The sequence below is a fragment of the Deinococcus sp. genome, from assembly GCF_030523985.1.
In the GTDB taxonomy this organism is placed as follows: Bacteria; Deinococcota; Deinococci; order Deinococcales; family Deinococcaceae; genus Deinococcus.
In genome coordinates, this window is the sequence record NZ_JAUNHK010000073.1 from 1 (window position 1) to 14,230 (window position 14,230).

Here is a 14,230-nt window from a genome sequence, read left to right on the forward strand (position 1 = left end):
TCGCGTCAGACCGAGTACGAGATTCGGCGCGACGTGTTCGCCCACCTGCAAACGCTGGACAAAAATTACTATGACCGCGCCCGCACGGGCGACCTGATGAACCGCCTGACGGGTGACCTGGGGGCCGTGCGCGAAATGCTGGGCTTCGGGGCATGGCAGATCGTCAACATCATTTCGGGCTTTATTACGGCCTTCGCCGTCATGTTTCGCCTGAGTTGGCAACTGACCCTGATCGTGGTGGCGGTCATTCCTGTCATCGTGGCGCTGCTGGCGTACATGGCCCGCCTGATCAACGCCCGTCACAAGGCCGCGCAGGAGCAGAACAGCCTGATTGCCGCCAAAGCGCAGGAAAACTTCAGCGGGGCGCGGGTGGTCAAGGGCTACGCCATAGAAGACCGCGAGATTGAGGACTACCGCGCCATGAACCTGGAACTGCTGCGGCGCAACATCGCCCTGATCAAGGTGGACGGCCCGCTGAGGTCGTTCAGCAACCTGCTGATTGGGATTGCCTTCGGGTTGATTCTGCTGGTGGCGGGGCGGCTGATTCTGCGGCCCGACGCGACCTTTACGGTGGGCATGCTGACGCAGTTTCTGCTGTACATAGAGCGCCTGGCCTGGCCCATGCTGATGGTCGGCTGGATTACGGGCGTGACCCAGCGCGGGCTGGCGTCGTGGCTGCGGCTGCGGGAAGTGCTGGACGCGGCCCCGCTGGTGCATGACGAACCTGGGCGCACCGACCCCACGCTGAAACCCCAGCGCGGCGACCTGAGTTTCGAACACGTCTCGCTGAGCTACGGCAACACCGAGGTGCTGCGCGACATCGACCTGCACATTCCCGCAGGTACGTTCCTGGGTATTACCGGGCCGACGGGCAGCGGCAAAACGGTGCTGGGCCAACTGATTACCCGCAGCATGGACCCCACCAGCGGCGTGATTCGGCTGGACGGGCACGACCTTCGCAGCTACTCGGTGGACAACCTGCGCTCGGCGATTGCGGTGGTGCCGCAAGAACCCTTCCTGTTCAGCGACACCATCGCCAACAACATAGGCTTCGGGCTGGACAATGCCGAATTGCCCGCCGTGCCCACGGGCGTCAGCGTGGTGGGGCTGCCCAAAATGCCCGACATCCCACAGCACCCCGACCCCGAACGGGTGCGCGAGGCGGCGCGGCTGGCGGGGCTGGCGGGCGACGTGGAACAGTTCCCCAACGGCTACGACACCATGCTGGGCGAGCGCGGCGTGACCCTTTCGGGCGGGCAACGGCAGCGCACCGCCATCGCCCGCGCCATCGTGCGCGAACCCAAGATTCTGATTCTAGACGATTCGCTGAGTGCTGTGGACACCGAAACCGAGCGGCGCATCATCGACGGGCTGCGGCAGGTGGCCCAGGGCCGCACGGTCATTCTGATGGCCCACCGCATCAGCACCCTGCGCCACGCCGACCAGATTGTGGTGCTGGAAGAAGGCCGCATCACCGAGCAGGGCACCCACGACGACCTGATTGCGCTGGGCGGTCACTACGCCGAACTCGAACGCCTGCAACGCCTCGCCAGCGATCTGGACAATGAAGGTGAAGGCGAAAACACCAGCAATCAGACCAACAGTTCCACCCTTCCGCAGGAGGTGAAGGCATGACCCAGGGTTCGGATTACGACAAGGGCTTCGACATGAACCTGACGCGCCGCATCATCAGCTATCTCGGGCCGTACAAGGCGCTGGCGACGGGCGGCGTGCTGCTGGCCCTGCTGACGGCGGCGCTTCAGCCGTTGCCCACGCTGCTGCAACGCTACGCGATTGACCACTATCTGGTGCCGTACACCAAGGGCACCAACCTGGACGCCGCCGCGCTGTACCAGGGGCTGACGCTGGTGGTGGCGGGCTACATCGGGCTGCGGGTGCTGGAATTCGGCCTGACTTACCTCTCGACCCTGGCGGTCGGCTACCTGGGCCAGAACGTGCTGCGTGACATCCGCGCCGACGTGTTCGGCAAGCTGCAACGCCTGCAACTGCGGTACTTTGACCAAAACCCCGTGGGCCGCCTGATTACCCGCGTGACCAGCGACGTGGACGCCATCAACCAGTTCATCACGGGCGGGCTGATTTCCATGCTGACCAGCACCTTCCTGATTCTGGTGTTCATGACGGTGATGCTCACGATTAACTGGCAGCTGGCGCTGATTGCCTTTTCGGTGCTGCCTTTCCTGTTTTTCGCCACCAACTTCTTTCGCGGCAAACTGCGCGAAGCCTTCCGCGAAACACGTACCCAGCAGGCCATCGTCAACTCCAAGCTGAACGAAAACATCACGGGGATGCTGACGGTGCAACTGTTCGGGCGCGAACGCCGCAGCGCCCTGGACTTCGAGCATTCCAACCGCGCCCTGCTGGGTTCGCTGGAAAATTCGGTCAAATGGTTCTCGCTGTTTATGCCCACGGTGGCCGTGCTGGGTCAACTCGCCATCGCGCTGGTGCTGTATTTCGCGGCGCGGCAAATCCTGGGAGCCGACGCGGTAGGCGCGGGAGCCGCCGCCGCCATCTCGGTCGGGACGCTGTTTGCCTTCGTGCAGTGGACGCAGCAACTGTTTCAGCCGATTCAGGACTTGGCGGACGTGTTCAACAACCTGCAAGCCGCCACCGCCAGCAGCGAGCGCATTTTTGGCGTGCTGGACACCGAAGAGGAAATCACCGACAAGCCGAATGCCCAGCGCTTGGAAAACTTCCGGGGTCAGGTGGACTTTGACCGCGTGTGGTTCGCCTACAACGAGGGGGTCAGCGCCGAGACGCCCGACACCGACGACCGCTGGATTCTGCGCGACTTCGACCTGCACATCCGCCCTGGCGAAAGCGTGGCGCTGGTCGGCGCGACGGGCGCGGGCAAAACCAGCGTGACCTCACTCGTCAGCCGCTTTTACGACGTGCAGCGTGGCGCGGTGCGGGTCGACGGTGTGGACGTGCGCGACCTTGCCCAGCACGACCTGCGGCGACATGTGGGCGTGGTGCTGCAAGACGTGTTTCTATTCGCGGGCACCATCGAGAGCAACCTGACGCTGAACAACCCTGACATTCCCCACGAGCGGGTGGTGGAAGCCTGCCAGTACGTCGGCGTGCACGACTACATCCTCTCGCTGGAACACGGCTACCAGACCGAAGTGCGTGAGCGCGGCGCGACCCTCAGCACGGGCCAAAAGCAACTGCTGGCCTTTGCCCGCGCCCTGATTCAGAACCCCGACATTCTGCTGGTGCTGGACGAAGCCACCGCCAACGTGGACACCGAAACCGAACTTCGCATTCAGGACGCGCTGCAAAAAGTGATGCAGGGGCGCACCAGCATCATCATCGCCCACCGCCTCAGCACCATCGAGCACTGCGACCGAATTATCGTGATGCGCCGGGGCCGAATCATCGAGCAGGGCAGCCACGCCGAACTGCTCGCCAAGGGCGGCTACTACGCCAAACTGAACCAGTTGCAGTACGCGGGCAGCGAAGCGGCAGATTGAGACGACACCGCGAAAACGCAGGCGCTCCGGCTTCTCGGCTGGGGCGCTTTTCGCCGTTCAAGATGAGGGAACTGAGCACAAACTGACGCGTCCGTGAGCATCCTGACGCGGGGCTTGAGCGTCGGCCGGTATGACAAGCCCATGACAAACCAGTGACGCCCGGCTGACACAGCCCCCACACACTGGCAGCCATGAAGAAGACCCTTCTGGGCCTCAGCGCCCTTCTGACCATCGGCACCGCCTCCGCCCAAGGCGCCATCACGGGCGCGGGTGCAAGCTTCCCCTACCCCCTCTATTCCAAGATGTTCGCCGAGTACAAAGGCGCCAACGTCAACTACCAGTCCGTCGGCTCGGGCAGCGGCCAGAAGCAGATTCTGGAGCGCACCGTGGACTTCGCGGGCAGCGACAACCCCATGACCGACGCCCAGCTCAAGGATGCTCCCGGCAAGCTGCTGCACATCCCCACCGCCATCGGCGCCGTGGTGCCTGCCTACAACCTGCCCGGCGTGAGCAAGCCCCTGAACTTCGACGGCCCTACCCTCGCCAACATCTACCTGGGCAAGATCAAGACCTGGGGCGACCCCGCCATCAAGAAGCTCAACCCCGGCGTGACCATTCCCCCCCTGCCCATCACCGTCGCCCGCCGCTCTGACGGCTCCGGCACCACCTTCGTCTTCTCCGACTACCTGAGCAAGGTCAGCAGCGAGTGGAAGAGCAAGGTCGGCGCGGGCAACAGCCTCCAGTGGCCCGTCGGCACCGGCGCCAAGGGCAACGACGGCGTGGCTGGCGTGGTCAAGTCCACCCCCGGCGCGATCGGCTACGTCGAACTGGTTTACGCCAAGCAGAACAAGCTGGCCTACGGCGCAGTCAAGAACCGCGCTGGCAAGTTCATCGTGGCTGACAACGGCCCCGCTTCCAAGGCCGCTGAAGGCGTGGTCATCCCCGCCGACACCCGCGTGAGCATCACCAACAGCGCCAACGCCGCTGCTTACCCCATCGCCAGCTTCACCTACGTCATCTTCTACCAGGATCAGAAGTACGGCAGCCGCACCGAAGCTCAGGCCAAGGCCCTCAAGAACCTGCTGACCTACATGGTCACCACCGGCCAGCAGTACAACGAAGGTCTGGACTACGCCAAGCTGCCCGCTGGCGTGGCGAACAAGGCCAAGAACATCATCAACAGCATGAACTACGGTGGCAAGAAGCTCTAAACCACGCTGACTTTCCCGGCCCGGATGTTCCCTCCAGGTGACGGGAAGCCCAAAACTGAGCATGTACCTGAGGGCAGTTTCTCCGAAGTGAGGGCTGCCCTTCTTTTACGGAACCACCTTTTCAGACCACTCTGTATTCATGCTCCGGCTGATCAACCTCACCACCGACCCCAGAAAGGCCGGGTCAGTTGGTGAGCAACTTCACGCCCTGACGTGAGGCTGACTTTGGGCTTGTCAACTGTCACGCAGCCTATGGAGGACGTTTCCGACCATGATTGAACCCGTCAAGCCACCGCCCAAGCTGTCCAGCCGCCTGTCGAGCAGCAGTGACCGAGTCTTCGAGATCGTCATTCTGCTGCTCGCTTCTATCATTGCCCTGATTTTCGTCCTGAGCATCTATCAGCTCGCCAAGGAGTCTTGGCCCGCCCTCCAAAAGTTCGGCCTGAGCTTCTTCACCACCCGCACCTGGAACCCCGTCGAAAGTCAGTTCGGCGCAGTTTCCATGATTGTAGGGACCCTGCTGACCAGTGTGGTGGCCCTTGCTATCAGCGTGCCGCTGGCGATTGCGAGTGCGCTGTTCGTGGCCGAATACGCTCCCAAGTGGCTCGCCAACCCCGTCGGCTACCTCATCGAACTGCTGGCCGCCGTGCCCAGCGTGGTGTACGGTCTGTTCGCCCTGTTCGCCATCGCGCCGATTCTCTCCAGGTGGCAGCAGACTTTCTTCGACCAGGAGAACTACCCCGAGCGCTTCGCGCAGTTCACCCGTTGCTCGGAACTGTGGGCCAACGGACAGACGCCGATGCAGTGCTTCTTCGTGCCCGACGGGGGCGCGGGGCGCGGTCTGGCCCTCGCCATCATCATCCTGACCATCATGATTCTGCCCTACACCGCTTCCGTCGCCCGTGACGTGATTCGTCTGGTGCCGCAAGACCAGCGCGAGGCGATGTACGCCCTGGGCGCGACCAAGTGGGAAGTCATCAGCCGCGCCATCTTGCCCTATGCCCGCGCAGGCATCATGGGTGGCGTGATTCTGGCCCTGGGCCGCGCCCTCGGTGAAACGCTGGCGGTGGCGATGGTGATCGGCGACAGCCAGGATCTCCTCAAAAGCTTCTGGGGCAACTCGGCTACCATGGCCTCGGTGATCGCCAACCAGTTCGGTGACGCGCAGGAAACCCTGCACCGTTCCAGCGTGGTGACGCTCGGCCTGACGCTCTTTATCCTCAGCGTGCTGGTCAACTACGTCGCCCGTATCATCATCACGCGCCTCACGCCCAAAGGGATTCAGCTGTGAGCAGCATGACCACGACCAACACTGTCAAACGTACCGAGAACCTCAGCGCGGGCCGCAAGACCACCAATCTGGTCATGAGCATCCTGATCGGTCTGGCGACCCTGGTGGTCGTCGCCCCGCTGATCCTGATTTTCGCCTACCTGCTCAAGGAAGGCTTCACCGCCATGTTCGGCATTCAGAACGGCGACCTCAGCACCGCCAACCTCAATTTCTTCACCAAGGTTCCCGCTCCTGAAGGCGAGACGGGCGGCGGCATGCTCAACGCGATTCTGGGCACGCTGGAAATGCTGGCGCTGGCCTCGGTCATCGGCGTGACCGTGGGCGTGGCGGGCGGCATTTTCCTCTCGGAGTACCCGCGCCACAAACTGATGCCCACCATCCGGATGCTCAGCGACGTGCTGGCCGGGATTCCCGCCATCGTGATGGGTCTGGTGGCTTACGGCCTGATGGTGCTTACGATGGGCCACTTCAGTGGCTTGGCGGGTTCGCTGGCGCTGGGCTTCCTGATGATTCCGATCGTGGTGCGCACCACCGAAGAAGTGCTGAAACTGGTACCGACCACCGTGCGCGAAGCGGGCCTGGGCCTGGGTCTGCCCAAGTGGCTGGTTACCATGAAAATCGTGCTGCCTGCCGCCGCCGGGGGCATCATCACCGGGGTCATGCTGGCTCTTGCCCGCGTGGCTGGCGAAGCGGCGCCACTGCTCTTTACGGCGTTCGGCAACAACCTGGTCAACACCAACCCCCTCAAGCCCATGAGTGCGCTGCCGCTGGAAATCTACCGTGGAGCCACCTCGGCCTACGACGAAAACCAGCGGCTCGCCAAAGCCGGAGCCTTGCTGCTGATTCTGATGATTTTCGTGACCAGCATGCTCGCCCGCCGCTTCGGCTCGCGCAAGTAACTTCACCCGTCCTCTTCCTGCCCCAGTCATTTTCAAGGAGCTTTATGACCAGTCCTTATCTTCTGAGTGCCAAAGACGTGAGCATCTACTACGGCGAAAAGCAGGCCGTCAAAGGCGTGAATCTGGATGTGCGGCGCGGCACCGTCAACGCGTTCATCGGGCCGTCGGGTTGCGGCAAAACCACCTTCCTGCGGGCCATCAACCGCATGCACGACCTGACGCCCGGTGCGCGGGTCACGGGCAGCATTCTGCTTGACGGCGAAGACATCTACGGTGCCAACGTTGATCCGGTCGCCATGCGCCGCCGTGTGGGCATGGTGTTCCAGAAGCCCAACCCCTTCCCCACCATGAGCGTGTTCGACAACGTGGTGTCGGGCCTCAAGCTTGCGGGCATCAAGAACCGTGACCACCTGATGCAGGTGGCCGAGCGTTCGCTGCGTGGCGCGGCCCTCTGGGACGAAGTCCATGACCGCCTCAACACCCCGGCGACGGGTCTGTCGGGGGGGCAGCAGCAGCGCCTATGCATCGCCCGCGCCCTGGCCGTCGAACCCGAGATTCTGCTGATGGACGAGCCGACCTCGGCGCTCGACCCCGCCAGCACCGCCAAAATCGAAGACCTGATGGGCGACCTCAAGAAGATGACCACCATCATCATCGTGACCCACAACATGCACCAGGCCGCCCGCGTGAGCGACACCACCAGTTTCTTCCTGGTCGGTGACCTGGTCGAGCACGGCCCCACCGAGCAGATTTTCCAGTCCCCCAAGGACGAGCGCACCGAGTCCTACATTTCGGGCCGTTTCGGCTGAAGTCTTCTTCTTTGCAGCGGGAGTCTGGCGTGGTCCAGGCTCCCCTTTTTCGTTGTAGGGCCACTCTCCTGACCCCGGCATCACATCCCGCTGGGATACTTCGGCTATGCCTGAGCGTTTTCACCCCACCCAGACGGTGACAGCCCGCTTTCTGCGGATGCTGAGCATCATCCTGGAAATGCTCGGCGCCATCCGCGACGCCGACGAACGGGCCGAATTCGCGGGCCTGACGGCGCGGGCCAGGATTCTGGAAGCCGAGACCAATGCCCTTGAACACGAAATCGAAGATGCTTGCCTCGCCGCCTTCGCTGCCGGATTGAGTGAATCGGAGCTGGCCTTTCACCTGATGGTCTTCCGCAGCCTCGGCAATCTGGAACGGGTCGGTGACTACGCTTTCAGCGTGGCCCGCGATATGGAAACCTACGCCCCCCGCGCCCGCAGCGCCACCCTGCAAGACCTGCTGCCCCTGATTCGGCTGCTCTCCGAAATGGTCGAGCGCCTCGCCTACGCCTTTGCCGAGCGCGACCTGAGCGCCGCCCGCGAGGTCATGCAAATCGACTTCGAGCAGGTGGACTCGCTCTACGAGCAGATGCACCGCGCCAGCCTGACCCGCCTGATGGAGCGCCCCGAAGACAACGAGGTGGCCTTGACCGCCGGACGCATGGCCCGCAACCTGGAGCGGCTGGGCGACCATCTGGTGAATGTGGCCGAGCGGCTGGAAACATTGATGACGACCCAGAACCGACGCGCGAACCTGCCCCTGCACTGACGCCCTGTCCTCTCCCCTACGCGATTTGGCAGAGGCCGGATTTTCCCCGGCGCTCTAGACTTGAGCCAATGACACCATTGACCGAGATGCCGCGCTGGAGAACCGACGACCTCTACGCCGGACTGGACGACGTCCGCTTCGAGAGCGACCTTCAAGCCCTGAGCACCGACGTGGGCGAACTGGAAAGGCTGTTCGACCGCCTGGACATTCGCCAGGACGGGGCCGCCGTGACCGCTGGGGCGCTGGCGCAGACCCTTGACCAGCTCAACGACCTGACCCGGCGACTGGGGCAAATACGGGCATATATCAACGCCTTTACGTCCACCGACAGCCGCGACACCCTGGCCCAGCAGAAGATGGGTCAACTGACCACGTTGGCGCTGCCGCTGGGGCCGCTGCACTCGCGCCTGACCGCCTGGGTGGGCGACCTGAGCGACCCCGAACTTCAGGCCCTGCTGGACGGTTCGGAGACGCTGCGGGGCCACGAGCATTTCCTGCGGCTGTCTGTGCGCTACGCCCGGCACCAGATGTCGCCCGCCGAGGAAGAACTGGCCGCCCTGCTGCGTCCGAGCGGCGCGGGCGGCTGGGCCAAGCTGCACGGCAACTTCACCAGCCAGTTGCGCGGCGAGTACAGGGGCGAAAGCCTGCCCGTCACGGCGCTGCGGGCCCTCGCCACCGACCCCGACGAAGCGGTGCGCCGCGACGCCTACCACGCCGAGCTGAAGGTCTGGCAGGAGAGCGACACCGTCACCGCCGCCTGCATGAACGGGGTCAAGGGCGAGAGCGGCACGCTGGCCCGCCGCCGGGGATTCGCGGAGCCGCTGGAAGTCAGTCTGCTCGGCAACGGCATAGACCGGGCCACGCTGGACGCCATGCAGGGCGCGGTGGTGCGGTCGCTACCGGACTTCCGCCGCTACTTCGCGGCCAAGGCGCGTGCACTGGGCAAGGAGCGGTTGGACTGGTGGGACCTGTTCGCGCCGCTGGGCGAATCGCAGACCGAGTGGACCTACCAGGCCGGAGCGAAGTTCGTGGAGCAGCAGTTCCGGGGTTACTCGGCCAAGCTGGGCGACTTCGCTGCCCGCGCCTTTGCCGAGGACTGGGTGGACGCCGGGCCGCGTGACGGCAAGCGCGGCGGAGCCTTCTGCATGGGGTGGCAGGGCGACGCCAGCCGCATCCTGATGAACCACAGCCCCAGCCTGGACAGCGTGTCCACCCTGGCCCACGAACTCGGGCACGGCTACCACAACTTGGTCAAGGCCGAGCGCACGCCCCTGCAAAAGCAGACCCCGATGACGCTGGCCGAAACCGCCTCCATCTTCTGCGAAACGATTGTGCAGAACGCGGCGCTGGCACAGGCGACGGGACCGGAGAAGCTGTACGTCCTCGAAACGCAACTGCTGGGACACGCGCAGGTCGTGGTGGACATCCACAGCCGTTTCCTGTTCGAGCGGGCCGTGTTCGAGAAACGGGCCGAGCGCGACCTGACCGCCCAGGAACTCTGCGACCTGATGACCGGAGCGCAGCGCGAAAGCTACGGCGACGTGCTGGCGACGCTGCACCCCTACATGTGGGCCGTCAAGCCGCACTACTACGGCTCCACCTTCTACAACTACCCCTATACCTTCGGGTTGCTGTTCGGGCTGGGCCTCTACGCGCAGTACGAGCAGGCCCGCGCCCAGGGTCAGGAAGCCGAGTTTCAGCGCCGCTACGACGACCTGCTCAGCCGCACCGGACTCGCCGACGCCCGCACGCTGGCGCAGGATTTCGGCATCGACCTGCACGCGCCGGACTTCTGGGAAGGCAGCCTGAACCTGATTCGCCGCCAGATTGACGACTACGAGCGGGCCGTGCGCGGCTGAGCCGCCGGGGGCGCGACGGTCCTGGCTAGACGCCTCTCAGGACCGCTGCGCCCACACTTGCACGATTCGGGGGGCCATGCTACTATCCCTCTCGCGCCGGAAACGGCCCGCCACCACAGGTATTCGGCAGTAGCTCAGTGGCAGAGCATCCGACTGTTAATCGGACGGTCGTTGGTTCGACCCCAACCTGCCGAGCCAGACAGAAAGTCCCCGTCAGATGGCGGGGATTTTTCTTTGCTTATCGGCGACGCAGGCCGCGCAAATCCGCAATTCCGTATAAAGACACCCTGCGCCGCGTGAATGGGCGGGCGCTATACACTCCATTCATGCTGCCCCCACTCGTCAAACAGGTGCTCGACAACTTCAATTTCGATGTGGACTCCGACCTCAGCCCCGAGGAAAACGTCGAACAAGTCGTCAAGAGTGCCGCGCTGCTCTCCGGCGCGATTGCCGCCGAACCGATTCCCTTCGCCGACACGCTCCTGATTACGCCTGTGCAGGCCAAGATGGTGCTGCACATCGGCAAGATTTACGGTTTCGACGTCACCCCTGAGCGTGCCCGCGAGATTGCCCAGGAACTCGGCGCGACCCTCGCTTACGGCATGGTGGCCCGGCAGGTCATGCGCGGCGTCGCCAAGATGGCCCTTCCGCTGATTGGCGGCCTGATCACTGCCCCTGCCGTCTACGGCTGGACTTTTGCGCTTGGCCGCATCGCCCAGAACCACTTCGAGCGCCGCGCCCTCGGCCTGCCCCCAGCCAACCGCAAGGAGCAGACCCAGGTGATTCAGGAGTCCAAGGCCCAGTCGCGCCGGGTGCTGCCCAGCCCGCAAGACTTCAGCGACCTCGCCTCCGAGCTGCGCCGCCGCGCCGAGGAAAAGAGCAAGAGCCTCGAAGAAGGCAACCGCGACAGCAACCGCTCCTCCTGAGCGCCATACTTCTCCCCACCTGGCCGACCTCCTCCTGGTCGGCTTTTTGCTTTTTTCTCCCGGCCTTCACGTCTGCGGCCCCATTTCGTACTACCCTGAGCCATGCCAAGAATTTCACTCTTTTGTCTAGGTCTGGGCCTCTTACTGACAGCTTGTGGAAATTCTCCCTCGGAAGGAGTCAAGCCAGACACGGCCACCATCGCCCTGCTGAGCGAGAAAGAGCGCGGCGAGGTCATTCTCAACGACGAACTTCTGGAGCTGAGTGTCGACCTCAAGGGACTGACCGACGTGCAAAAGGTCGTGTTCTACCGCAACAGTCAGGTGCTGGGCGAAGACACGACCGCTCCCTACACCTGGCGCGACGAGGTCAACGACAACAGTAAGGCCATCTACCAGGCCGTGGCCTACACCAAGAATGGGCGTGATTTCAGCAACACGCTGGAGCTGACCCCCAACCTCAAGCCCCGACTGACGCGACTGAGCGGCACCCTGTACGACGCCGACAGCCTGGACTACCCCTTGCAGACGGCCCTCTGGAAAGGGGGTCAGGGCGAGATGCTGCTCAAGGTGGGCGGCACGGTGGTGGCGCGTGGGCCGCTGGCTGCCGACGGCAAATTCGATATGACGCTGCTCAACCCGGCAAACGGCCTGCTGACCGCCGCGACTCCGGAGAACCTGTATGCCTTCACGGGACTCCAGGGCTGCACGGGCAAAGTCGTGGCGAACGCCGCCACCGCCAACACGTCCCCCCGACTCGCACTCGCCCATGCCGAGGTCGCGGCCACCCGGAGCGGGGTCGCTGCGCCGGTCGACGTGCTGCCGCCCACCCCTGTGGATATCGGCGGGCAGGTCAAGCAAATCTCCTATCTGTACACCGGTGCGCTGGTCTACGCGACGAACGCAGTCAACATGGAAGGAAGCCTGTCCTGTCCCCGGACGACCAACGTGAACACCACGCTCGACTTCCGCCTGTCGCTCGCCAAGGGCTGGAACAAGATCACCCAGCAGTACACCCTCAACCCCAATGACCCACGTCTGGGCAAGCTCATCTTCTCGACCGGCTTTCCCAAGGAAGAAAAATGGGTGGTGCTGCCCACCAACCTGGGCCTGCCCCTCGTGCGCTGAGACAGGCTTGCCTGCCTGACTGCCTTGACCCTCTGCCCCGCGACACGCCACAATAGGCGCAGGCGTTGAACCGCAGGAGTACCGCGAACATCACCCACGAGCGAGCCTGAGACGGTGAGAGTCAGGCGGGGTTAGAGACGCGGGAAGGGCAGCGGGGAGCCAGAACAGGTCTGAAAGGTGCTGGCGAGGGCCAGAACTGGGGTGGAACCGCGCATGTCCCGTGCGTCCCCGGATAGGTCGGCAACGACTTGTCCGGGACGTTTTTTTTGATGATGGTCGATGGTTGATAGAAAAATCCTTTCCCCATCAACCATTGACCATCATCAGCGACTGAAAGGAGCCAAGATGCCCGCAACCTCAATGGAAGAACTCGTCAGCTTGTGCAAACGCCGGGGCTTTATTTTTCAGGGCAGCGAAATTTACGGTGGCCTGCAAGGGTTTTATGACTACGGCCCGCTGGGTGTGGAACTGAAGAACAACATCAAGGCCGCGTGGTGGCGCTCCAACGTGTACGAGCGCGACGACATGGAAGGGCTGGACGCCTCCATCATCATGCACCGCATGGTGCTGCGCCACTCGGGCCACGAGGCGACCTTCAGCGACCCGATGATCGACAACAAGAAGAACAACAAGCGGTATCGCCTTGATCACCTGCTGAAAGACCAGAAGGCCGACGTGCAGAAGAAAGTGGCCGAAATCATGGGTGAGGACGCCGACAACTTCGCCGCGCTGGTGGCTGCGCTGAACGCCAAACCTGCCGAGGCTTCGGCGGCGTTCAAGGAAGCGGGTGTGCGTGACCCCTTCAGCGGCGAAGTGGGCGACTGGACGGAACCCAAGCCCTTCAACATGATGTTCAAGACGACCATCGGCCCGGTGGCGGATGATGAATCCTATGGCTACCTGCGCCCCGAAACCGCGCAGGGCATCTTCACCAACTTCAAGAACGTGGTGGACTCGACCAGCCGCCGCCTGCCTTTCGGCATCGCGCAGATCGGCAAGGCATTCCGCAACGAAATCACGCCGCGCAACTTCATCTTCCGCGTGCGTGAGCTGGAGCAGATGGAAATCGAGTTCTTCGTCGTGCCCGGCACCGACGAGGAGTGGCACGAGCACTGGCTGGAAAAACGCCTGAAATGGTGGGAAGACCAGGGCGTGCCGCGGGGCAAAATCGAGATTCTGGATGTGCCCAAAGAAGACCTGGCGCACTACTCCAAGCGCACCTACGACCTGATGTACGACTACCCCACGCTGGGCCATGAGGAAATTGAGGGCATCGCCAACCGCAGCGACTACGACCTGGGAAGCCACACCAAATCGCAGAGCGAGCTGGGCCTCGTCGCCAAGGTCGAGGAAAACAACGACTCCATCGCCAAGCTGACCATTCCCCACCCCGAAACCAACAAGCCTGTAGTGCCGTTCGTCATCGAGCCTTCGGCGGGCGTGGACCGCGCCATGCTCGCCGTGCTGAGCGAAGCGTTTACCAAGGAGACGCTGGAGAATGGCAACGAGCGCATCGTGCTGAAGCTCAGACCCCACCTCGCCCCTATCAAGGTCGCCGTGATTCCGCTGGCCCGCAACAAGCCCGAACTGGTGGACACCGCCCGCCAGATTAAAAACACCCTGCAGGGGCTGGGGCTGGGGCGCATCCTGTTCGAGGACAGCGGCAACATCGGCAAGGCGTACCGCCGCCATGACGAAATCGGCACGCCCTACTGCGTTACCGTGGACTTCGACACCGTAGGCTTGGGCGAAAACACCGACGAGAGCCTCAAGGGAACCGTCACCGTCCGCCACCGCGACACGCTGGAGCAAGACCGCGTGAAAATTAGCGAGCTGGCAGGCTGGAT

11 protein-coding genes and 1 tRNA gene are annotated in these 14,230 nt (G+C 63.4%); all 12 read left to right on the plus strand.

The features are described from left to right. A partial coding sequence (locus Q4C89_RS10660; protein WP_303102593.1) for an ABC transporter ATP-binding protein occupies positions 1-1,635 on the plus strand: 1,635 nt, incomplete at its 5' end. Next, positions 1,632-3,494, plus strand: coding sequence for an ABC transporter ATP-binding protein (locus Q4C89_RS10665; RefSeq protein WP_303102594.1), 1,863 nt, complete (start codon positions 1,632-1,634; stop codon positions 3,492-3,494). The genes Q4C89_RS10660 and Q4C89_RS10665, both read left to right, overlap by 4 nt. A gap of 191 nt (positions 3,495-3,685) precedes the next feature. After that, positions 3,686-4,705 carry a phosphate ABC transporter substrate-binding protein PstS gene (gene pstS / locus Q4C89_RS10670; protein WP_303102595.1) on the plus strand — a complete coding sequence of 340 codons (1,020 nt, stop codon included), beginning with the start codon at positions 3,686-3,688 and terminating at the stop codon, positions 4,703-4,705. A gap of 271 nt (positions 4,706-4,976) precedes the next feature. Further along, complete coding sequence (pstC, locus tag Q4C89_RS10675; protein ID WP_303102596.1) at positions 4,977-5,996, plus strand: phosphate ABC transporter permease subunit PstC; 1,020 nt, start codon at positions 4,977-4,979, stop codon at positions 5,994-5,996. 5 nt (positions 5,997-6,001) lie between these two features. Further along, positions 6,002-6,895, plus strand: coding sequence for a phosphate ABC transporter permease PstA (gene pstA / locus Q4C89_RS10680; protein ID WP_303102597.1), 894 nt, complete (start codon positions 6,002-6,004; stop codon positions 6,893-6,895). Positions 6,896-6,939: 44 nt separating this feature from the next. Beyond that, positions 6,940-7,704 (plus strand): phosphate ABC transporter ATP-binding protein PstB, encoded by a 765-nt coding sequence (gene pstB / locus Q4C89_RS10685; RefSeq protein ID WP_303102598.1) that lies wholly within the window; start codon positions 6,940-6,942, stop codon positions 7,702-7,704. 106 nt (positions 7,705-7,810) lie between these two features. Beyond that, positions 7,811-8,473 (plus strand): phosphate uptake regulator PhoU, encoded by a 663-nt coding sequence (locus Q4C89_RS10690; protein ID WP_303102599.1) that lies wholly within the window; start codon positions 7,811-7,813, stop codon positions 8,471-8,473. Positions 8,474-8,541: 68 nt separating this feature from the next. Next, positions 8,542-10,332: a M3 family oligoendopeptidase gene (locus Q4C89_RS10695; RefSeq protein WP_303102600.1), complete on the plus strand. Its 1,791-nt coding sequence runs from the start codon at positions 8,542-8,544 to the stop codon at positions 10,330-10,332. 123 nt (positions 10,333-10,455) lie between these two features. Beyond that, positions 10,456-10,530, plus strand: a tRNA-Asn gene (locus tag Q4C89_RS10700). Between the two features lie 128 nt (positions 10,531-10,658). After that, a complete protein-coding gene (locus Q4C89_RS10705; RefSeq protein WP_303102601.1) occupies positions 10,659-11,258 on the plus strand; it encodes a YcjF family protein in 600 nt (199 codons plus the stop codon). A 102-nt stretch (positions 11,259-11,360) separates the two neighbouring features. Next, positions 11,361-12,383, plus strand: coding sequence for a hypothetical protein (locus Q4C89_RS10710; RefSeq protein ID WP_303102602.1), 1,023 nt, complete (start codon positions 11,361-11,363; stop codon positions 12,381-12,383). Between the two features lie 345 nt (positions 12,384-12,728). Then, positions 12,729-14,230, plus strand: a 1,502-nt coding sequence (locus Q4C89_RS10715) for a glycine--tRNA ligase (RefSeq protein WP_303102603.1), incomplete at its 3' end; no start/stop codon positions are given.

Coding starts and splice junctions, on each gene's coding strand:
- Q4C89_RS10665 (WP_303102594.1), top strand. CDS start 1,632: ATGACCCAGGGTTCGGATTACGACAAGGGCTTCGACATGAACCTGACG.
- pstS (WP_303102595.1), top strand. CDS start 3,686: ATGAAGAAGACCCTTCTGGGCCTCAGCGCCCTTCTGACCATCGGCACC.
- pstC (WP_303102596.1), top strand. CDS start 4,977: ATGATTGAACCCGTCAAGCCACCGCCCAAGCTGTCCAGCCGCCTGTCG.
- pstA (WP_303102597.1), top strand. CDS start 6,002: ATGACCACGACCAACACTGTCAAACGTACCGAGAACCTCAGCGCGGGC.
- pstB (WP_303102598.1), top strand. CDS start 6,940: ATGACCAGTCCTTATCTTCTGAGTGCCAAAGACGTGAGCATCTACTAC.
- Q4C89_RS10690 (WP_303102599.1), top strand. CDS start 7,811: ATGCCTGAGCGTTTTCACCCCACCCAGACGGTGACAGCCCGCTTTCTG.
- Q4C89_RS10695 (WP_303102600.1), top strand. CDS start 8,542: ATGACACCATTGACCGAGATGCCGCGCTGGAGAACCGACGACCTCTAC.
- Q4C89_RS10705 (WP_303102601.1), top strand. CDS start 10,659: ATGCTGCCCCCACTCGTCAAACAGGTGCTCGACAACTTCAATTTCGAT.
- Q4C89_RS10710 (WP_303102602.1), top strand. CDS start 11,361: ATGCCAAGAATTTCACTCTTTTGTCTAGGTCTGGGCCTCTTACTGACA.